Annotated in this window: 20 protein-coding genes, 2 tRNA genes and 1 pseudogene; 19 read left to right on the forward strand and 4 right to left on the reverse strand. The window is 38.3% G+C overall.

Features of this window, described 5'->3' with window-relative positions:
• Positions 1–24 precede the first annotated feature (24 nt).
• Positions 25–852, forward strand: a complete 828-nt coding sequence (locus tag AC0L6R_RS01325) for an N-acetylmuramidase domain-containing protein (protein ID WP_473269568.1) — start codon at positions 25–27, stop codon at positions 850–852.
• 6 nt (positions 853–858) lie between these two features.
• Positions 859–1,320, forward strand: coding sequence for a DinB family protein (locus AC0L6R_RS01330; RefSeq protein ID WP_473269569.1), 462 nt, complete (start codon positions 859–861; stop codon positions 1,318–1,320).
• A 54-nt stretch (positions 1,321–1,374) separates the two neighbouring features.
• Here AC0L6R_RS01330 and serA read toward each other — a convergent pair.
• Positions 1,375–3,268, reverse strand: a pseudogene (gene serA, locus AC0L6R_RS01335) (phosphoglycerate dehydrogenase).
• 223 nt (positions 3,269–3,491) lie between these two features.
• On the opposite strand from serA, the gene AC0L6R_RS01340 reads away from it, so the two are divergent.
• From AC0L6R_RS01340 to AC0L6R_RS01350, 3 genes are read left to right on the forward strand one after another with little or no spacing between them, the layout of a single operon-like run.
• Positions 3,492–4,010, forward strand: coding sequence for a DUF4920 domain-containing protein (locus AC0L6R_RS01340; protein ID WP_283413306.1), 519 nt, complete (start codon positions 3,492–3,494; stop codon positions 4,008–4,010).
• Positions 4,011–4,015: 5 nt separating this feature from the next.
• The gene (locus AC0L6R_RS01345) at positions 4,016–4,222 is read left to right on the forward strand and encodes a hypothetical protein (protein WP_111610136.1); all 207 of its coding nucleotides are present in this window, start codon (positions 4,016–4,018) and stop codon (positions 4,220–4,222) included.
• 60 nt (positions 4,223–4,282) lie between these two features.
• Positions 4,283–4,657, forward strand: coding sequence for a DUF983 domain-containing protein (locus tag AC0L6R_RS01350; RefSeq protein WP_473269570.1), 375 nt, complete (start codon positions 4,283–4,285; stop codon positions 4,655–4,657).
• Here AC0L6R_RS01350 and AC0L6R_RS01355 read toward each other — a convergent pair.
• Positions 4,651–6,189: a BCCT family transporter gene (locus AC0L6R_RS01355; protein WP_473269571.1), complete on the reverse strand. Its 1,539-nt coding sequence runs from the start codon at positions 6,187–6,189 to the stop codon at positions 4,651–4,653. The genes AC0L6R_RS01350 and AC0L6R_RS01355 overlap by 7 nt on opposite strands.
• 78 nt (positions 6,190–6,267) lie before the next feature.
• On the opposite strand from AC0L6R_RS01355, the gene AC0L6R_RS01360 reads away from it, so the two are divergent.
• From AC0L6R_RS01360 to AC0L6R_RS01385, 6 genes are all read left to right on the forward strand, one after another.
• Positions 6,268–6,666, forward strand: a complete 399-nt coding sequence (locus tag AC0L6R_RS01360) for a DoxX family protein (RefSeq protein ID WP_473269573.1) — start codon at positions 6,268–6,270, stop codon at positions 6,664–6,666.
• A 98-nt stretch (positions 6,667–6,764) separates the two neighbouring features.
• On the forward strand, positions 6,765–7,442 hold the full coding sequence (locus AC0L6R_RS01365) for a TetR/AcrR family transcriptional regulator (protein WP_473269574.1): 678 nt from the start codon (positions 6,765–6,767) through the stop codon (positions 7,440–7,442).
• Positions 7,435–9,144 carry a peptidase domain-containing ABC transporter gene (locus tag AC0L6R_RS01370; protein ID WP_473269576.1) on the forward strand — a complete coding sequence of 570 codons (1,710 nt, stop codon included), beginning with the start codon at positions 7,435–7,437 and terminating at the stop codon, positions 9,142–9,144. The genes AC0L6R_RS01365 and AC0L6R_RS01370 overlap by 8 nt, the downstream gene beginning before the upstream one ends.
• 5 nt (positions 9,145–9,149) lie before the next feature.
• The gene (locus AC0L6R_RS01375) at positions 9,150–10,505 is read left to right on the forward strand and encodes an HlyD family secretion protein (RefSeq protein WP_473269577.1); all 1,356 of its coding nucleotides are present in this window, start codon (positions 9,150–9,152) and stop codon (positions 10,503–10,505) included.
• A complete protein-coding gene (locus AC0L6R_RS01380) occupies positions 10,502–11,890 on the forward strand; it encodes a TolC family protein (protein ID WP_473269580.1) in 1,389 nt (462 codons plus the stop codon). The genes AC0L6R_RS01375 and AC0L6R_RS01380 overlap by 4 nt, the downstream gene beginning before the upstream one ends.
• A 74-nt stretch (positions 11,891–11,964) precedes the next feature.
• Positions 11,965–12,249, forward strand: coding sequence for a DUF1330 domain-containing protein (locus AC0L6R_RS01385; protein ID WP_473269582.1), 285 nt, complete (start codon positions 11,965–11,967; stop codon positions 12,247–12,249).
• Between the two features lie 71 nt (positions 12,250–12,320).
• Here AC0L6R_RS01385 and AC0L6R_RS01390 read toward each other — a convergent pair whose 3' ends face one another.
• The gene (locus AC0L6R_RS01390; RefSeq protein WP_473269583.1) at positions 12,321–12,956 is read right to left on the reverse strand and encodes a peroxiredoxin; all 636 of its coding nucleotides are present in this window, start codon (positions 12,954–12,956) and stop codon (positions 12,321–12,323) included.
• Between the two features lie 180 nt (positions 12,957–13,136).
• Here AC0L6R_RS01390 and AC0L6R_RS01395 point away from each other — a divergent pair, with 180 nt between their 5' ends.
• The 6 genes from AC0L6R_RS01395 (at position 13,137) to AC0L6R_RS01420 (ending at position 17,633) form a co-directional block, all read left to right on the forward strand.
• Positions 13,137–13,469: an arsenosugar biosynthesis-associated peroxidase-like protein gene (locus tag AC0L6R_RS01395; protein ID WP_283413315.1), complete on the forward strand. Its 333-nt coding sequence runs from the start codon at positions 13,137–13,139 to the stop codon at positions 13,467–13,469.
• A 3-nt stretch (positions 13,470–13,472) separates the two neighbouring features.
• The gene (gene arsS / locus AC0L6R_RS01400; protein ID WP_473269584.1) at positions 13,473–14,525 is read left to right on the forward strand and encodes an arsenosugar biosynthesis radical SAM (seleno)protein ArsS; all 1,053 of its coding nucleotides are present in this window, start codon (positions 13,473–13,475) and stop codon (positions 14,523–14,525) included.
• A 1-nt stretch (position 14,526) separates the two neighbouring features.
• Positions 14,527–15,120, forward strand: coding sequence for a TIGR04282 family arsenosugar biosynthesis glycosyltransferase (locus tag AC0L6R_RS01405; protein WP_473269585.1), 594 nt, complete (start codon positions 14,527–14,529; stop codon positions 15,118–15,120).
• A gap of 108 nt (positions 15,121–15,228) precedes the next feature.
• On the forward strand, positions 15,229–15,852 hold the full coding sequence (locus AC0L6R_RS01410) for a DUF6134 family protein (protein ID WP_473269586.1): 624 nt from the start codon (positions 15,229–15,231) through the stop codon (positions 15,850–15,852).
• Complete coding sequence (locus tag AC0L6R_RS01415; RefSeq protein WP_473269588.1) at positions 15,845–16,552, forward strand: TIGR04283 family arsenosugar biosynthesis glycosyltransferase; 708 nt, start codon at positions 15,845–15,847, stop codon at positions 16,550–16,552. Before AC0L6R_RS01410 ends, AC0L6R_RS01415 begins: the two co-directional genes overlap by 8 nt.
• 19 nt (positions 16,553–16,571) lie before the next feature.
• Positions 16,572–17,633 carry a VOC family protein gene (locus tag AC0L6R_RS01420; RefSeq protein WP_473269590.1) on the forward strand — a complete coding sequence of 354 codons (1,062 nt, stop codon included), beginning with the start codon at positions 16,572–16,574 and terminating at the stop codon, positions 17,631–17,633.
• Between the two features lie 6 nt (positions 17,634–17,639).
• On the opposite strand, the gene gap is transcribed toward AC0L6R_RS01420, so the two are convergent.
• The gene (gene gap / locus AC0L6R_RS01425) at positions 17,640–18,650 is read right to left on the reverse strand and encodes a type I glyceraldehyde-3-phosphate dehydrogenase (RefSeq protein WP_473269592.1); all 1,011 of its coding nucleotides are present in this window, start codon (positions 18,648–18,650) and stop codon (positions 17,640–17,642) included.
• A gap of 190 nt (positions 18,651–18,840) precedes the next feature.
• On the opposite strand from gap, the gene AC0L6R_RS01430 reads away from it, so the two are divergent.
• A tRNA-Glu gene (locus AC0L6R_RS01430) sits at positions 18,841–18,912 on the forward strand.
• Between the two features lie 47 nt (positions 18,913–18,959).
• Positions 18,960–19,034: transfer RNA gene (locus AC0L6R_RS01435), tRNA-Glu, on the forward strand.
• Positions 19,035–19,083 lie beyond the last annotated feature (49 nt).

The raw sequence follows: 19,083 nt of genomic DNA on the forward strand, positions 1-19,083 counted from the left end.
TTTTTATTTTTAAACCTCATAGCAATGCAATACATAAAACTCAAATCAAGGGGTTCCTCTGTATCATTTTTACAGGAGCTCCTTAGAAAGATCGGTTACGATACTCCTTCTTCCGGTTATTTTGGAGTTGAGACAGAAGTAGCTGTCAAGGATTTCCAGAGCAAAAATCTCCTCGTTGTGGATGGTGAGGTGGGAATCAAAACATGGACGATGCTGTTTGATAAGACCAAACCTGCAGATGTGTTTGGTGGTATTTTTCTTGGTGAGCAAGATTTGATAGATTTTGCAAAAAGATATCAAGTAGATCTAGCAGCTGTCAAAGCTGTAAATGAAGTAGAAAGCTCAGGGAAAGGCTTTTTTATCGATGGAAGGCCAAAGATTTTGTTTGAGGGACATATTTTTTGGAGGCAGTTGAAAGCAAGGGGAGTTAATCCAGAAGATTTTGTCAACAGTTCTAATGAAAATGTGCTGTATAAAAGCTACAATAAAAAGCATTATTTAGGTGGTTCTAGGGAATATGAGCGCCTAGAGCAGGCAGCTTCTATTTCTCCTGATCCCAGATTCAAAGAAGCAGCTTTGGCTTCAGCATCTTGGGGAAGTTATCAGGTAATGGGATTTCACGCGGTTCCGCTTGGTTATCCGTCCGTCCAGCAATTTGTTGATGAAATGTACAAGCACGAGCGAAATCACCTAGAAGTATTTGGGCGATACATCTTGAAAAATGGTTGTTTGGCCTATTTGCAGGAGAAAAATTGGGCGAAATTCGCCGCATGCTACAATGGCCCGGCGTATGCTACAAATAAATATGACGAAAAGATGGCTAAGGCCTACATTAAATATAATAGCCAATAAAAACTTATGATACTTGAAGAATTAATTCAACTTTTTGAGCGGGATATTGAGCGATTGAAACTTGAAATTAACGCCTATTCCAAGGAAGAAAATCTATGGAAAGTTGATCACAACATTACCAATTCAGCTGGCAACCTTTGCCTTCATTTGGTAGGAAATATGTCTCATTTTGTGGGAAAAGAGATAGGCGGATTCGACTACACCAGAGATCGAGAGTTTGAATTTGCTGGGAAGAATGTTCCAAAAGCTGATTTAGTTGCTATGGTGGAGAAACTTCAAAATGTAGTGACCGCCAGCCTGGAAGGTCTGGATGAGAGCATGTTAGATAAGGATTATCCGTTGGAAGTACTTGGCGGTAAAATGTCTTACAATTTTTTCCTGATTCACCTCTTTGGGCACTTCGGCTATCATCTAGGCCAAATCAATTATCACAGGAGATTACTGGATAAGGAATATAAAACAGCTTGAACCAAAAAAGTCCCGATAATACGGGACTTTTTTGGTTTGAAGAGATAGTAAATCCTAGTAAAGAACTCTAAAGCGGATTGTTCCTGAAATTTGTTTCAACGCATCAATCGCCTCGGTGGAGTAGGCCTTATCTATATCTGTGATCACATAACCGATTTTCTCGTTTGTCTTCAAGTATTGACCAACGATGTTAATTTCGAAGTTTGCCAAGACCTGGTTGATTTTAGCTAATACGCCAGGCTCATTCAAATGGATATGGATTAGTCTATGTGCGTTCTGTAGGAAAGGAAGCTGAATATTCGGGAAGTTTACTGAGTTGTACGTATTACCGGTATTAATATATTCCATGATTTTCCCTGGTACAAATCGCGCAATGTTCTCCTGAGCTTCGGAGGTACTACCACCGATATGCGGGGTCAGAATCGTGTTTGGAAGACCAATGAGTTCTGAAGTCAATGGTTCGGTGTTATTTTTCGGTTCTTCAGGAAAAACATCCACTGCACAGCCTGCAAGATGACCGGAAAGGATGGCATCTCTTAGAGCTGGTATCTCCACGACATGTCCACGGCTTAGATTTAGTAATATTGCTCCTTTCTTCATCAAGGCAATTTTCGATCTGTCCAAGATGTTTTCGTTCTCTTTTCTACCATCCACATGTAAGGTAATCACGTCGCAGGTGCTGAGAAGCTCATCCAGACTTTCGATTTTAGTTGCATTTCCCATGGGCCAAGCGCTCAATTACATCATAATAGAATACGTTCATCCCCATGTTCTCAGCTAGGACTGAAAGTTGGGCGCCAATATTACCATAACCGATAATTCCCAATTTTTTACCTCTGATTTCGAAGCTTCCAGTTGCTGATTTATCCCATTTGCCCTGGTGCAGTGCGGCAGTTTTATCTGCAAAACCTCTCATTAGGAAAATGATCTCAGCGATTGCCATTTCCACTACAGATCTGGTGTTACTGAATGGCGCATTGAAAACTGCAATACCTTTCTCCTGGCACGCTTCCAAATCAATTTGGTTGGTTCCTATGCAGAAAGCTCCAACCGCGATCAATCGATTCGCGTTTTCCAAAACTTTACGGGTAATATTAGTTTTGGATCGAATACCAATTATGGAAACATTTTTGATTTTCTCGCAAAGTTCTTCCTCTGACATTGCCGAGCTTACAACTTCTACTTCGTATCCTTCTTCTTTGAGTAAATCGACACCGATTTGGTGGACATTTTCAAGGAGCAATACCTTGATTCTGCTTTTTGGGTAAGAGAATTTTGTGTTCAAATTATTGACGTATAAGATTTCATCCAAACTAGGTGCAATGTGGTCAGCCTCTTTGGTTACTTTAGGACGGTTTACATTTTCTGTAAATGCGTAAAACTTATTGGCAAGGCCTGATTTCTTGATCTCATAATCCGTATAACCATCACCAATCACGTAGATTTCTCCTTCAAGATTGATTTTTTTGATGGTTTCGGCCTTTCCATTATTCTGGGAAAGAGGATTTTCTCTGTTGAAATCTACAATATTATCCGCATCATCATAGACAAATTCATTGGCAAAAACATTGTCTTGGTGAATTCCATAATCTCCTACAATGGGAATTATGAAATCCTTAAAACCATTGGAAACGATGTAGATATTGTCCGCATTTTCCTGAAGGAATTCCTTATTTCGCTCAAAGGACTTGGAGACTTTTTGCTTCAAGGCAGTTATTAAATCCGAGATTTGGGATTTGGTTGCTTTGAGGATATCAATCCGTTGGATCAAACTATCACGAAAGGTTACACTACCTTCCATTCCTTTATCGGTGATATCCTTTATGGCTTTTAATTTTTCTTCTCTTTTTGGATCATTTAATAGGCTGATTTCTCCTAGTATGTCCAAAGCTTCAACTTGTGTAAATGTGCTGTCAAAATCAATGATAAACTTTGTTGGATGAGGCATGTGCAGGGTCAATAGGTTAATTCGAGTGTAAAATTACAGGATTGTTAAAAAAATCGAAGTTTTATTGAAAAAATTGTTTCAAATCTTTTTCGCAATCGATTTATTTGTAATAGATAGGCTAAATAGGCAGGAATTCCGAATTGCTATTAGTTTGCCAAACATTTATCTTATTCTTTTTCTCTCCAATTCTTAAGCGTATTTTTGGGAACAAATCATTATTACCATGAAGAAATCATATTTAGTTATACTTAGCCTAGGAATTGTATTAAATACTTCCTGTCAAAATCAAAAAGCTGATTCTATTTCAGAAGAAATAATTACAGAAGAAAGCACTGCTAAAGAAATTCCTGGAAACTATGGAGCAGATCTAGAACTTGCTGATGTAGTTTCTCCAGCAGAAATGATTTCAGTTGTAGAAAAGGAAGGAAACTTTGAAGGTAAGATTGCTGGTGAGATAAAGGAGGTATGTACCAAAAAAGGCTGTTGGCTTACTATGGATCTTCCAAACGGTGAAAGCATGCGGGTAACCTTTAAGGATTATGGTTTCTTTGTTCCGACTACATCTCAGGGTTATCCTATCATTTTGGAAGGAGTAGCAGTATTGACTGAGACAGATGTTGAGACCTTAAGACACTACGCTGAGGATGGAGGCATGAGTAAAGAAGAAGTAGCTGCTATTACCGAACCTAAGCGTGAAATTACCTTTGAGGCTGTTGGAGTTGTGATTAAAGATAAAGCTTAAGTTATATGCCAATAGCGCTTGATAACCTGCGTGTAGGTAGAAAATACCAATTAATCAACATGGGAGAAATCAGACAATTGGAGATTATCTCCCGTCTGAGAGGTACTAATTTCAAAGTGAAGGATCTAGATACTCTGGAATTTTACACGATAGAAGAGTTATTACAGTGGGGAATAGGCAAAGACTACGATATCGATGAAATTTATCGATAGAATAAATGGCCAGCGTGAATTCCCTTTTTGACAACCATTCTATTTTCATTAAAACCAGATATGAGTAATAAAAGTACTATTAAGGCTATTGCAAAGGCAAAATGTCCACAATGTCACGAAGGAGATTTATTCTCAGTTCCTTTATATAGCTATCGCAAATTGTCTCATGTCAATAAGTCTTGTGCGGTATGTGGGGCAAATTTTCATGCAGAGCCGGATTTTTTCTATGGGGCAATGTATGTCAGCTATGCATTCTCAGTGGCGCTGGTAATCACAACTATGGTGGTTTTGAATGTATTGATGGAGCGACCGGAGGTTTGGATGTATCTCACCACTGTAGCTATTTCAAATGTAATTTTACTACCCTTGATGCTTCGATACTCGAAAGTTTTATATCTGTATAATGTAGGTAAGCTGAAATACCGAGGCTACTGATTTCCTAAATATTTTTTAGGGGAAATCAGAATTAATATCAGGCAAACTGATACCAACAGTAGAAAAAATAGTGCAGGTAATCCTCCAATAACTGACAAGATCCTCACCCCGTCAATTCCTGAAAAAGTAATCATAACCCAAGATAAGAAGCCGATTAGGACTCCCCAAATCACTTTAAGATTAGTGTCTGAGCGAAATGGATCTCCATCTTGCTTTTTCATACTAATGCTCGCTAAGGCATCTGTACTGGAATCTGCAGCTGTGACATAGGAGATAAATATGCCAAGGATAAAGAGTTGGGCAAACATTTTGAAATACCCCATGTCTTCAAAAACCTGGTAAATAATAGATTCAGGGCCTGAGTTTAAAAATAAACCTTTGTAAACCTCAGAGTCATTAGAAGCGAAATCTACCGTAGTTCCTCCAAATATCCCCATCCAAATCAGGCAAAAAAGAGCTGGTAAAAACCAATTGACTAGTAGAAATTCTCGGACTGTTCTACCTATGGCTATTTTCCCTAGGAAAAGTGCTGTCATTGGAGCCCATGCCATCCACATGGCAAAATTAAAAGTGGACCAATCGTAAGTCCAACTATTTCCAGCTCCACTCAATTGAAGACTTAGATCAGTGAAATTTGAAAAGTATTCGATAAAACCAGTTCCTATAGAATTAAATATCTGGGCCTTTTCCCCAAATATCACAAATAGAATAGCGATCAGGAAAAAGAAGCCAAGATTGAACAGGGATAGGTTTTTAATTCCTTTTTCAATGCCCGTCGAAGCGGAAATTATGAAGGTTAATAAGATTGCCAAAGTAATTATGACTGTCAGAAAAGTAGGGGCTAGCTGCGGAAAAAAAGCTAAAAAACCACCAGATAAACTTAATATCCCAGCTCCTAGAGCTGCTGCCATACCAGTTACGAGGGCGAATAGGCTAAACATATCCAAACCCGCTACCCAGAATTTATTGGGATAAAAGCCAAGAATAGGCCTCAGCATGATGCTGAGACTAAAATTGCTTTTGCCGGAATAATACATCAATGCAAAAACTAGGGCCGGAACGGCGTAAATTGCATAAGGGGTAAAACCCCAATGAAAGTATAAAGCTCCTAAAGCAAATGATTTAGCAGCTTCTGAATTAGGTTCAAACCCCTTGAATTCCGGCGGAAACAAATAATGTGAGAGTGGTTCTGCACTTCCCCAAAACAAGATACCAACAGCTATGGTTGTGCATAGGACTATTGCAAACCAGCTGATTCTTTTCAGTCTTGGAATCGAATTTTTACCACCGATTTTATAGTTTCCAAGAGGTGAAAATATTGCAACTGCCGTAAGTAAAGTCATGAGCAAGGAAACCCAGCTGAATCCTAAACTAAAGTGGCTAAGTATGAGTTGTTGTATATTCTTGAATACTGCAATAAAGGATTTCGGGAATATGATGCTACTGATAACAGCAACTATTAATAGAATAAAAGGTGGCCAAAAGACCCAAGGGCGAACATTAAAACTGAAAAATGTAGTATTTCTTGTCATGAATCAGGAAGATACCAGGTTTCGAATTCTTACAAAAATGAGTGGATATTTTGTGTTTAAATATCAACTGCTTTCCGTATGAATAAAATTAAATCAAGTGCTCTTTATATAATGGCCATTTTTTACCTTTTAGCTGGTCTTAATCATTTTATTAATCCAGATGGTTACTTGAGATTGATTCCAGAATATCTTCCCTTTCACTACGCATTAAATTTTGTAGCAGGCATATGTGAAGTTAGTTTTGGTATAGGTCTATTTTTTCCAAAATCAAGATCGCTAGCTTCTTGGGGTATCGTTGTAATGCTGTTGGCATTCATTCCAGCTCATGTTTACTTCATTCAACTCAATTCTTGTGTTGATAATGGACTTTGTTTGCCGTCGTGGACCGGGTGGTTTCGGCTTGTAATTATCCATCCTTTATTGATTTATTGGGCTTATTTATACACCTCTGAGAGGTATATTCTTACCAAAAATTAGTGAAATCACTAAGTCTTGTTAGTAATACTAACTTTTTGAAAGATTTGTTAACTTTTTTCTTACTACGGCGTTATCAGGATAGTCAAAAAGTTTTTTTTATGGAGAATTTGTTGAATAACATAAAAATGGAGGTGCATGATAATCTATACCTTAAGGAACCATTCAGCTCTGAGTTGGGTAGTTCCATAGTGCAGGAGGGAGCTATTCTCATCCGCAACTTAGGTATGGAAAATTTTACCTTTAAAAAATTGGCATTGCATATTGGTGTAACTGAAGCAGCTGTTTATAGATATTTCGAAAATAAACACATGTTGTTGCTGTATCTTACTGCCTGGTATTGGGCTTGGATGGAAGTCAATTATGTGTATGCTACAGCAAATTTGGAAAGCAGCAAGGCCCGACTTACCATTGCCATGAAACTTATAGTCAATGGACCGTTTTTCATGAGAAATGCACATTTAGACCCAGAAAACCTAAGAAGCATAGTAGTTAATGAATCACTCAAAGGATACTTGACCAAGACGGTAGATGTAGAGCATGAAAATGGGATTTTCGCTCAAGTTTATAATTTCGGTGAGCGGATTTCTGAATTGATTTATGAAATAAACCCAACCTATCCCTATCCAAAGACCTTGGCATATACAGTCATGGAGGCAAGTTTACTCCATGCATTTAACGCAAAGCATTTACCGGGCATGACGGAACAATCCCTGGATTCTAAAAACCGTCTGGTCTTTTTTGAAGATTTAATATTAAAGGCAATTTCCAATGAATAATACAAAGACAACCACTCCGATGAAGCGATTTTTCAATCTGCTGAAAGAGGAAAAGGAAGAAGTATATTCAATTTACTTTTACGCAATATTGAATGGATTGGTAGCGCTATCTCTACCATTGGGTATTCAGGCTATATTAAACTTCGTACTTGGGGGGAGAATCACTACTTCATGGGTAATTCTCGTTTTGGTAGTTGCTGCAGGGATAGCCTTCGGAGGATTTTTGCAGATCTCGCAATTACAGATCACGGAGAAATTACAACAAAGAATTTTTGCGAAATCAGGACTTTCTTTGGCTTACAGATTACCAAAAGTTAAGTCGGAGCTTCTGCATGGAGCGTATGCACCAGAGATTGTAAATCGTTTCTTCGATACAGTTAATCTTCAAAAAGGAGTTTCAAAAATTTTGGTGGAATATTCTACTGCTCTGATTCAGGTGATATTTGGACTCATACTCTTATCCTTTTATCACGCTACATTTATCCTATTTGGAATCGTTTTGGTATTGATATTAATTACTATTTTCTATTTCACCAGTCCAAAAGGAATGGCAACTGCCTTGAAAGAATCTACTTATAAATATGAAACTGCCTACTGGCTGGAGGAAATAGGAAGAACCCTAAATACATTTAAACTGGTCGGCGGAAATTCTAAGTTGCCTATTCTTCGAGTAGATAAATTACTCAAACGATACATAGATTTTAGATCGAATCATTTTTCTGTTTTGATCCTTCAATATAAAGTTTTGATAGGCTTCAAAGTATTGATAGTTACTAGCTTACTAATAGCTGGTAGCTTGTTGCTGATCAATGACCAAATCAGTATTGGTCAATTCGTAGCAGCAGAGGTGATTATCCTAATGGTCGTTAACGCGGTGGAGAAACTAATACTTTCCCTAGAAACAGTATATGATACGTTAGTTGCTACGGAGAAACTCGGTCAGGTCATGGATATCGAGCTGGAAGACCACAAAGAGTCTGAGAAGGATATTACACAACAGTCAAACGGGATTAAACTTGCAATGGAAAACTTGGTTTTTCAGCCGAGAGATGTGAGTAAACCTATTGTGAATGGTGTTACGCTTACAATAGAACCTGGAGTCAAAGCAGTTATTACAGGAAAAAGCGGTAGTGGGAAAAGTGCTATGCTAGCATTGTTTTCTGGCCTTTATCAGACCTATAAGGGTACCATTAAAATCAATGATCTTTCTCTTGACTTGATTCATTTGGATAAGTATCGTACAGTAGTGGGGGATTGTATGGAATTGCAGCAGATATTTCACGGTTCGATCACTGAAAACATTTTGGTAGGGAGAGAAATTGATCCCGAACAGTTGAAATTTCTTATTGAATTAGTTGGCTTAAAGGAATTTATATATCAATTGCCCGATGATTTGAACACTATATTATTACCGGAGGGAAGGGGGTTATCCAGAAAAATGGCTCAGGCAATTATGCTAGCTAGGGCATTGGTAGGTCAGCCTAAAGCTATGATTTTGGAAAATGCCTTACTGCATCTTGATGAAGAAGTAAAGAATAGAGTACAGTCTTACTTATTTCAAGGGGACTGGACGTTACTTATGGTCACCCAAGATGTAGATGTGATCAAATCAGCCCAGCAGGTAATTGTTATGGATAATGGTACTATGATTTATCAGGGAAATCAATCGGGATATCAAAATTTTTTAAACACTAACGCTTAAGAAAAATGTTAAATATCTCTGAAAATAAAATCTTGGATAGAAGTCATTTCGAGCATACAGAAAGCCTCAAAATGACTGTGGCAAGTAAGCAAAAGAAAAGAAGAGTTAGAATTCTTTTTGTATCCTGCTGCGTTGTATTTCTTATCCTTTTTCTTCCTTGGACCCAGTACATTCGATCCAAAGGATACGTGACGATGCTACAGCCTGAGCATAGAGCACAAACTATACAATCGGTAATTGCCGGAAGAATCGAAAAATGGTATGTGAATGAAGGTGCTTTTGTCTCTAAAGGTGATACTATAGTTAGTATCACAGAAGTGAAAGATGAGTATTTCGATTCCTTGCTCTTGCCTAGAACCCAGCTTCAAGTGCAAGCCAAAAACTTATCAGCCCTTTCTTACAAGGAAAAAGTAAAAGCTTTGGAAAGTCAGATTGAAGCGCTGAAGCGGAATAATATCCTAAGAAAGGAGCAAGCCAGAAATAAGCTAGAAATGGCTGAACTGAAAGTGGAGTCTGATAGTATTAGGTTTGAACAGGCTAAGGTGAACTATGAAATCGGCGTGAAACAATTGGGAAGAGCCGAAAAACTTTACGAAGAGGGGTTACGATCCCTGACTGATCTTGAAACCCGGAGGTTGAAGTTTCAGGAAGTGCAGGCTAGCGTTATTGGAGCAGAAAACAGTTTGTTGAGTAGTAGAAATTCTTACATCTCAGCTTTATTGGAGCTCGATGCAATTGATAACGACTTCAGAGACAAGCTATCAAAGGCAGAGTCTGATATGTTCACAGCTCAATCTAGTCAATACGATGCCGAAGGGTCTGCTACAAAGCTGGAAAACCAATATTCCAATTATGAAGCAAGGACTGGATTTAGGCATATTTTGGCACCCCAGGATGGCTTTATCGCGGAAGCTATCCAAGTAGGACTTGGCGAGACCGTCAAAGAAGGTGATCAAATTGTGAATATTGTGCCTTCAAATGGTAAGCTCGCAGTAGAGATGTTTATCTCTCCGGTGGATTTACCATTGATGGAAGTAGGGAAAAAAGTACGATTCATATTTGATGGATGGCCAGCGATTGTATTTACGGGATGGCCTAGAATTTCCAATGGTACTTTTGGAGGTGTGATCGTAGCAGTAGATCAGTTTGCTGGTAAGTCCAATCAATTCAGAGTTCTGGTGGCCGAAGATCCAGAAGAAGAGCCTTGGCCATCAGTCTTGCGTGTAGGTTCTGGGGCAGATGGAATTGCATTACTTAATGATGTACCGGTTTGGTATGAACTCTGGCGTCAATTGAACGGCTTCCCTGCGGATTTCTACACCAGAAAAGAGAAAGAACAAATAGCAAAAGGACAGAAATGAAAAGATCGTTTTTTACTTTCTTACTTTTAATCTTTGGATTAATCACCTATGCTCAAGATTCTGACACTTTGAGGTTTGAGGACTATATGGAATGGGTGAAATCCTACCATCCTATTTCCGCACAGGCAGATATTATGCTTACCATGGGAGATATGGAAGTTCGAACCGCAAGGGGTGGTTTTGATCCTTTACTTTACGGAAATCTAGATGAGAAAAGCTTTGATGAAAAGTCCTATTACGATAAACGTGAAGCAGGAATTTCTATCCCAACATGGGCTGGTATAGAAATTAACGGGGCTTTTGAGCAGAATTCTGGTCAATACCTAAATCCTGAAAACTCTGTTCCAACCGGAGGATTGCTTTCTGCTGGAGCTTCGATCAACCTTGGTCAAGGATTGATATTGGATGATAGAAGGGCTGGCTTAAGAAAGGCTCAGATATATCAGCAGTCCACTGAATCTGAGCGCCAAAGGCTTCTAAATGAATTATATCTACAGGCTACTGGTGCGTATTGGAATTGGTCCTTGGCTTTTGCAAATAGGGAATTGCAAGCTGAAGGTGTAGAACTGGCAAAGGTTAGGTTTAGGGGCATCAAGATTAGTTTCGAGCAAGGAGATTTTCCAGCTATCGATACTGTTGAGGCTGCTACACAACTTTTGAACAGGGAATACAATCTACAAAAGGCCGAGAATGAGCTTTTCATGAGGACACAGGATCTCAATAATTTTCTTTGGGATGAAACAGGTAATCCGATTGCACTGGACGTTCAAGTTAAGCCAGAGGAATTATTCTCGGATCAGCCACTGATTCTGAATGAGGAGGAGTTGCGGATTCTGATTGCAGATCATCCAGAACTAATGTTAGCTGATTTTGAATTAGCTAGTTTGGACGTGGAAAGACGTCTTAAGGCTCAACAGATTATACCTGTAGTAAAACTGAAGTATAATTTTCTTACCGAGAACCTTAATCAATTTGATCAGGCAGGATTTTTTGAAAATAATTATAAGTGGGGATTGACCGTCTATACTCCATTGATGTGGAGAAAGGCGAGGGGAGGAATGCGTTTGGCGGAGGCCAAAATAGACTTTAAGCAAAATTCCAGGGACTTGAAAGAACTTCAGCTTCGTACAAAACTTGAAAATGAACTTAATAGTTGGAGTGTTATAAATAATCAAATAGCCACATACACTAGAAATGTAGCTGCATTACAAATGTTACTTCAAGGGGAATTGAGAAGGTTTGAGATAGGTGAAAGTAGCCTGTTTTTAGTCAATAGCAGAGAAGTTTCTGTATTTAGCTCCCGTGTTACCTTGAATGAATTATTATCTAAACGGAAGATTACCTATGCCAAAACCAGATTTGCTGCCGGTGTAGGATTTGAGTAAATTAGATATTCGCTATGCTAGATCCACTAGTAGATAATTATCGTAATTTAAATTGAAACCAAAAATCTGATTTTATGCCTGCCTTTGTAATAGTAGAAGTTGATATCACTGATCCAGAAAAATACAATGCTTACAAGCAACTCACCCCGGCGACAGTTTCTGCTTTTGGTGGAAAGTTTGTATTGAGAGGAAATCCAGTAAAAGTACTTGAGGGAGAATGGAATCATGAGCGACTCGTAATGTTGCAGTTTCCCAATAAAGAAAAAGCTGAGGCTTGGTATAATTCAGAAGCCTACCAACATGCCAAATCCGTTAGAGAAGGTGCTGCTAAAGCAAAATTCTTATTAATAGAATCTTGAGCTCTAATAGATTCAGATAGATATTAAAAAAGGCTTCCAATTGAAGCCTTTTTTAACTAATAAACAGCCGATTATAAATCAGGCTGCGGTGTCATTCTTAGATAAGGTTTGATTACTTTGTGTCCTTTAGGAAATTTAGACGGAATGTCTTCTGTCTTGATTCCCGGAGAAACTACCACATCTTCACCTTGCTGCCAGTTAGCTGGAGTAGCCACCGAATAGTTAGCCGTGAGCTGCAGAGAATCTATAACTCTAAGAAGCTCGTCAAAGTTTCTGCCGGTACTTGCTGGATAAGAAATGATGAGCTTTACTTTCTTGTCATTTCCGATAATGAAAACGGATCGTACAGTAAAGTTTTCACTTGAATTAGGATGAATCATATCATACAATTCAGAGACTTTTCTGTCCTGATCTCCGATAATTGGAAAATTAACAGTGGTGTTTTGCGTCTCATTGATGTCTGAAATCCATCCTTTATGATTTTCCAAACCATCTACACTTAATGCAAGAACCTTAGTATTTCGCTTCGCAAACTCATCTTTAAGCTTCGCTACTGCACCAAGTTCTGTGGTACAAACTGGGGTATAATCCGCAGGGTGGGAAAATAAAACTCCCCAACCATCACCCAGATATTCGTAAAAATCAATTTGCCCTTCTGTAGTATCGGCTGTAAAATTTGGGGCCGTGTCGCCTAGTCGTAATGCCATTTTGTTTATTGTTTAAAAGTTTTGTTTAGATTCTTCAATATAACGTTCATAGATGCTTTCAGTTCGTGTTTTTTAAAATCTTTGTGAAAAATTCCCAGAAGGTAAACCCATTTAGAATAATGAGAGTTGTAAGTCCAAGAATAGCTTTTACTTCGTAGATAAACTAAAACCAAAACACCCATGAAAACATATTACAACCCAGAGGATCTCAAAAATTTTAGTAAAATAGGTGAATTTCAAAAGCCCCTTGCGGATAAGTTTTTCGACTATTATGGAGAGGTGTTCGCAGAAGGGGCGTTGACAGCCAGAGAGAAATCATTAATTGCTCTTGCCGTTGCTCATGCTATACAATGCCCGTATTGTATCGATGCATATACCACAGATACCATGGAAAAGGGCTGCGATGAAGAACAAATGATGGAAGCAGTACATGTGGCTGCAGCGATTAGGGGAGGAGCTTCGCTAGTTCACGCTACGCAGATGATGAATAAAGTGAAGGAAATTTCCATGTAATTCATGAAGTCACTCAAAGCACAACATCACCGACTCTCGAGTTCAGAAGAAGAAATTCAAATTTTGGAAAGCAATATGCCTAGCTTTTCAGGAGATCGATTTGTTTCTGAACTTGAGAATTCAAATTTATTTCCATTAAAACCTACCCAAATTGAGATCCTTCAAATTAATTTGGGAAAAATGTATAACCAGGTTTGCAAACATTGTCACGTAGATGCAGGGCCTGATCGAAAAGAAATTATGACTCGTGAGACGATGAATGAATGTCTAGAAGTCATAAGAAATCACCACATAAATACAATAGATCTGACAGGTGGTGCACCTGAAATGAATCCGGATTTCCGTTGGTTTGTAGAGCAAATACGAGCTATATCTTCAGAGATTACAATTATTGTCCGGTGTAACCTTACTATTATTCTGGCAAATCCTAAGTATCATGATCTGCCCGAGTTTTATAGAAAGCATAAACTGGAAGTAGCTTCGTCTTTGCCCTATTTCACTGCGATGAAGACAGATTCCCAGCGAGGAGATGGTGTTTTTGATAAATCCATCAAAGCGCTCAAATTGCTTAATGAACAGGGATATGGAGTAGAAGGGTCTGGTTTGATTTTGAATTTGGTCTATAATCCATCTGGTGCTTTTATGCCAGCTGCTCAAAGTGGCTTGGAGGCTGAGTTCAAAAAGCGACTTTCTGATAAATTTGATATCACTTTCAATTCACTTTTCACTATCACCAATCTTCCAATCAGTCGTTTTTTGGAGTATTTGCTTCGAAGCAATAATTATGAAGGATATATGGAAAAGCTGATAGAAAGCTATAATCCAGTTGCAGCAGCTGGAGTGATGTGTAGAACCACTATTTCTGTAGGTTGGGATGGCTATTTATATGATTGTGATTTTAATCAAATGCTTGAGCTAAAAGTAACATCAGAAGATTCCCGACACATAAGAGACTGGAATCAACAATCGCTTACTGCTCGTGAAATAATCGTAAAAAATCACTGTTTTGGTTGCACGGCAGGTGCGGGGTCTAGTTGCGGAGGAACTACTGCTTAGGATGAAAGACTGTATTATTATTTTTCAAAAAAATGCAGAGTTAGGCAAAGTTAAAACACGTCTTGCTCGTAGTATTGGGAATAAAGAAGCTTTCGATGCCTATCAGAGATTGGTGAACTACACTCATAAAGTAGCCTCAAAAAATCCAGCTCAGAAAATCCTTTTCTTTTCAAACTTCTTAGAGCAAGATCTTTCCAAGTATCCAGAGGGTTACAGATTTGAACTTCAGTCAGGAAATGATCTTGGTGAAAAAATGAAAAATGCCTTTGATCAACTATTTAAAGAAAAATTTGATCGAATATTAATAATAGGTACAGATTGTGCAGAGCTAACTCCAGAATTGCTTTCTAAAGCTTTTGATATATTGGATACTCAGGAAGTGGTCATAGGGCCGGCACATGATGGAGGATATTACCTTATCGGGATGAAGCGATTTATTCCAGGCTTATTTGAAGGCATACCTTGGAGCACTGCAGAAGTTTCATCTCTTTCTATGAATTATTTAGAGAGAAATTCTATCTCTTATTCAAAACTTCCAACACTATTTGATGTGGATTTTGAGGAAGACTGGGAGAGGTTTAAGGATAAAATTTAATTTACCTTTCCCTTGTAGTGAGTTAAATCAAAGGAGTCCAGCAATCTTTGTTCAGATTCTATTCGTTCAAAAGAGTTCATAGTCATACCAATAATTCTATCCATCAGTATGTTATCAAAAACCCACAAGTCAGTTCGTTTTCTAGGAATATTCATTTTGCTTATAGCAGGTTTGTGTGTGGACGGCTTCAGCCAAACTAAAACGAATACCTATGATATTGTCCTTGCTGGATTTACAATTGGGACAATGAAAGCTGATAAAACTACTTCAGCCACAGGAGAGGATTATCAAATCCACAGTAACGTAGAGTTTTGGTTTTTTGGTAAAATCCATGTAGAATTTCTCCAGAAGGCCCATTATGCTAATGGTCAATTAATGAATGCAACTACTAATTCAGATTCTAATAGAGGTAATTTTTTAACCACTATATCATGGAATAAGGATCATTATGATGTGGATGCCAATTCCTATAAATTCCATAATGAAGAGGCTATCAATCAGGTGATTAAAGGAAGTACTGCAAGACTTTATTTTCATGAGCCAAAACCTGGTGACGTGCTGATCTCTGAAAATTTTGGAATGCTGACCAAAGTGCGTGAAATAGAAAAAGGTGTCTATGAAATCGATGTAAATGGAAGTATGAATCGGTTTTATTACGAAGGAGGGGTGTTACAAAAAGTAGTACTGGAAAATAACATCAAGAATTATTCGATCAAAAGAAGAGTTGACTGAAACAAATAGGATTTCTGTAATTATTCCCTGTTTAAACGAAGCAACAAATCTAACCGAATTGCTTCCCATTCTAACTAATGAAGGCAAGGGAAGACTATTAGAAATAATAGTTTCAGATGGAGGGTCAGAAGATAAATCTGTGGCAATTGCTAAGTTAAATGGTGCGACCATAGTTCATTCGCCTATCTGCTGCAGAGCTACGCAATTAAATTTAGGAGCCCAAAAAGCCAAAGGTGATATTTTATATTTTCTTCATGCCGATACTAGGCCTATAGAGGGGTTTGCGGAGGTAATTCACAGTAGTTTAGGTGAAGGAAAACGCGTGGGTTGTTTTCGTTATAGATTTGATAATGAAACTAAACTCTTGCAAGTCAATTCCTGGTTTACCAAATTCAACAGTATTTTATCTGGCGGTGGAGATCAATCGTTATTTATTGAAAAAACATTTTTTAATGAATTGAATGGTTTTGATGAATCATTCCATATTATGGAAGACTTTGAGCTCGTCCGTCGGATCCGTCAAAAATCTGATTTTCATGTTCTTCCGTACACGATGACAGTTTCTGCCCGCAAATACAGGGAAAATGGTTGGCTAAAAGTACAGCTTGCTAATTTTACTGCTTTCTCTCTTTTTTTGTTAAAAGTTAAGCCAGCTTCAATCAAAAGTTTATATTTAAAATTTTTAAGCCGTAAAAATTAATAAGTATAACAGTAGTTGAATGAATCAAGCGACAATTAATGGAATCCAGCAAGTAGGGATAGGTGTAAAAGATGCGAATCAAGCATGGGCATGGTATAGAAAGGCTTTTAAGATGGATGTACCAATCTTCCAAGATAGTGCTGAAGCCAAATTAATGACTCGCTACACCTCAGGGAAGGTAGAAAGTAGGCATGCTATTTTGGCGCTAAATATGCAAGGTGGCGGAGGTTTTGAGATTTGGCAATATACCTCAAAAGAACCTTTGGTACCTGAAAATGAACTTACATGGAAGGATTTAGGAATATTGGCAGTGAAAATGCGTTGTCACGATATCCAAAAAACTCATGCCCATCTCACTAGCGTAGGAGCCGAAATGCTCGGCGAGCCGGTTAAAAATCCACTGGGAGTTTGGCATTTTTTCGTTAAAGATCCTTACGGAAATATGTTTGAGTTGATAGAAAACGGCTCATGGTTCAGCAAGAATAAAGATCTTACCGGAGGAGTGTTAGGTGTGGTGATCGGAGTGTCATCTATTGATTCATCTTTGCCCACCTATCAGAAGCACTTGATGCAAACTGAAATTCTTTGTGATAAAACCGGTGTGTGGGAAGACTTTGCTCAAGTAGGAGAAGCAACTACGACTTACAGGAGAGTTATCCTACAAGGCTCTTCAGTGATGACAGGAGCATTTGGAAAACTATTCTGTCAAACTCAAATCGAATTGATAGAGACCGAAGGTCAGCCTAGAAATAAAGCGTTCGAAAACAGAAACTGGGGAGACCTGGGTTTTATCCATTTGTGCTTTGATGTAAATGGCATGGGTGCTATCAAAGAAAAACTTGCTAAAGATGGAATAGAACTTACTGTAGATAGTGGAAATGAATTTGACATGGGGAAAGCAGCCGGAAGATTCTCGTATTTGGAAGATCCAGATGGGACTTGGATAGAAATGGTGGAAACATACAAAGTACCAATCATGGAGAAGCTTGGCTGGTATCTACACTTAAACAAACGTGATAATACTAAGAACCTTCCAAATTTTATCGTAAAACTGCTTTCTCTAAATCGGGTAAAAGCATAATATCTTTCAATTTCCAGATAGTAAGCGGGCTAGGTCAACCAATCTGTTGGCGTAGCCCGCTTCATTATCATACCATCCTACTAATTTTACCATTTTTCCTTTGGCTGACGTCAAGGCAGCATCAATAATACAGGAATGCGGGTTCCCAATGATATCTATAGATACAATAGGTGAATCTTCAACCTCTAGGAGTCCTTTTAAATATCCTTTGCTCGCTTCTCTAAAGGCTGTGTTTATTTGATCTTCTGTTACCTCTTCTTTCAATTCCACTATCATATCAGTCAATGAACCGTCCGGAACGGGAACTCTCATTGCAGATGCTTCGATCTTTCCAGAAAGCTGAGGTAATATCTCATCCAAAGCCTTTCCCGCATTAGTTGTCGTAGGGATAATGGAATAGGCAGCAGCTCTAGCTCTTCTCAGATCACGATGTGGTGCATCATGTAGGTTTTGATCATTGGTATACGAATGTACAGTAGATGCAAAACCTTTGACTACACCAAAATTATCATCGAGTACTTTCACCATTGGAGCCAGGCAGTTTGTGGTACAAGAAGCATTTGAAACAATTCTTTCATCACCTGTCAAAATAGAATCATTTACCCCCAATACAACCATTTTGATGGTAGGGTCCAATGAAGGAGCGGAAATAATTACTTTTTTCGCTCCTGCGATTAGATGCTTTTCTGCACCAGACCGCGCCGTAAATCTTCCTGTACATTCTACAACTAGGTCAATATCCAAACTTTCCCAAGGTAGTTTTTCAGGATCAGCTATTCCAAAAAGTTGAATTTCCTGTTCATTAACTTTTAGGATTGAGTCCTGTAATTCAATTTTACTTGAAGATTTTCCATGTATGGAATCATATTTTAGTAGATGTGCAATGGCTGTTTGATCGGCCAAATCATTAATTGCAACCAATTTGAACCCACTTCTTTCTAAGATAAGTTTGGCTGTATACCTGCCGATTCTTCCAAAACCGTTAATAGCTATTCTGATATCCTTGGTTACTTTCATTGCTTGTAGTATGATTGGAGCTCAAAAATAGGAAAATCAACAGCAAACCCTTCAAAGAAAATTTTATTCCTTTGAACTCAGGTTTTTAGCACAAATCAGAAGAAATTTTTGAAGCCAAATTGTTTTTAAAAACTTAACCTTCTATATTTGCACAACCATTCAGAAAAGCACGTTTTCGAAGGGTATTAATGGTCGGTTCGTCTAGGGGTTAGGACACGTCCCTTTCACGGATGAAACACGGGTTCGATTCCCGTACCGACTACATTGTCGCCTGAATTTCAGGAAGTTGTGATATTTTTATTGAAGTATGGTCGGTTCGTCTAGGGGTTAGGACACGTCCCTTTCACGGATGAAACACGGGTTCGATTCCCGTACCGACTACCAAGACCTAAGAGCTTTATAGCAGCTTAGTCTTATCTTATTTTTGTTTTAT

It is taken from the genome of Algoriphagus sp. 10J20-15 (assembly GCF_055809615.1).

Bases quoted from the DNA above. Each gene is read 5' to 3' on its own strand.
- AC0L6R_RS01405 (WP_473269585.1), top strand. From the start codon at position 14,527: ATGAAAGACTGTATTATTATTTTTCAAAAAAATGCAGAGTTAGGCAAA.
- arsS (WP_473269584.1), top strand. From the start codon at position 13,473: ATGAAGTCACTCAAAGCACAACATCACCGACTCTCGAGTTCAGAAGAA.
- AC0L6R_RS01325 (WP_473269568.1), top strand. From the start codon at position 25: ATGCAATACATAAAACTCAAATCAAGGGGTTCCTCTGTATCATTTTTA.
- AC0L6R_RS01410 (WP_473269586.1), top strand. From the start codon at position 15,229: ATGTTATCAAAAACCCACAAGTCAGTTCGTTTTCTAGGAATATTCATT.
- AC0L6R_RS01360 (WP_473269573.1), top strand. From the start codon at position 6,268: ATGAATAAAATTAAATCAAGTGCTCTTTATATAATGGCCATTTTTTAC.
- AC0L6R_RS01420 (WP_473269590.1), top strand. From the start codon at position 16,572: ATGAATCAAGCGACAATTAATGGAATCCAGCAAGTAGGGATAGGTGTA.
- AC0L6R_RS01370 (WP_473269576.1), top strand. From the start codon at position 7,435: ATGAATAATACAAAGACAACCACTCCGATGAAGCGATTTTTCAATCTG.
- AC0L6R_RS01380 (WP_473269580.1), top strand. From the start codon at position 10,502: ATGAAAAGATCGTTTTTTACTTTCTTACTTTTAATCTTTGGATTAATC.
- AC0L6R_RS01340 (WP_283413306.1), top strand. From the start codon at position 3,492: ATGAAGAAATCATATTTAGTTATACTTAGCCTAGGAATTGTATTAAAT.
- AC0L6R_RS01395 (WP_283413315.1), top strand. From the start codon at position 13,137: ATGAAAACATATTACAACCCAGAGGATCTCAAAAATTTTAGTAAAATA.
- AC0L6R_RS01385 (WP_473269582.1), top strand. From the start codon at position 11,965: ATGCCTGCCTTTGTAATAGTAGAAGTTGATATCACTGATCCAGAAAAA.
- AC0L6R_RS01390 (WP_473269583.1), bottom strand. From the start codon at position 12,956: ATGGCATTACGACTAGGCGACACGGCCCCAAATTTTACAGCCGATACT.
- AC0L6R_RS01365 (WP_473269574.1), top strand. From the start codon at position 6,765: ATGGAGAATTTGTTGAATAACATAAAAATGGAGGTGCATGATAATCTA.
- AC0L6R_RS01375 (WP_473269577.1), top strand. From the start codon at position 9,150: ATGTTAAATATCTCTGAAAATAAAATCTTGGATAGAAGTCATTTCGAG.
- AC0L6R_RS01330 (WP_473269569.1), top strand. From the start codon at position 859: ATGATACTTGAAGAATTAATTCAACTTTTTGAGCGGGATATTGAGCGA.
- AC0L6R_RS01350 (WP_473269570.1), top strand. From the start codon at position 4,283: ATGAGTAATAAAAGTACTATTAAGGCTATTGCAAAGGCAAAATGTCCA.
- AC0L6R_RS01345 (WP_111610136.1), top strand. From the start codon at position 4,016: ATGCCAATAGCGCTTGATAACCTGCGTGTAGGTAGAAAATACCAATTA.
- AC0L6R_RS01355 (WP_473269571.1), bottom strand. From the start codon at position 6,189: ATGACAAGAAATACTACATTTTTCAGTTTTAATGTTCGCCCTTGGGTC.
- gap (WP_473269592.1), bottom strand. From the start codon at position 18,650: ATGAAAGTAACCAAGGATATCAGAATAGCTATTAACGGTTTTGGAAGA.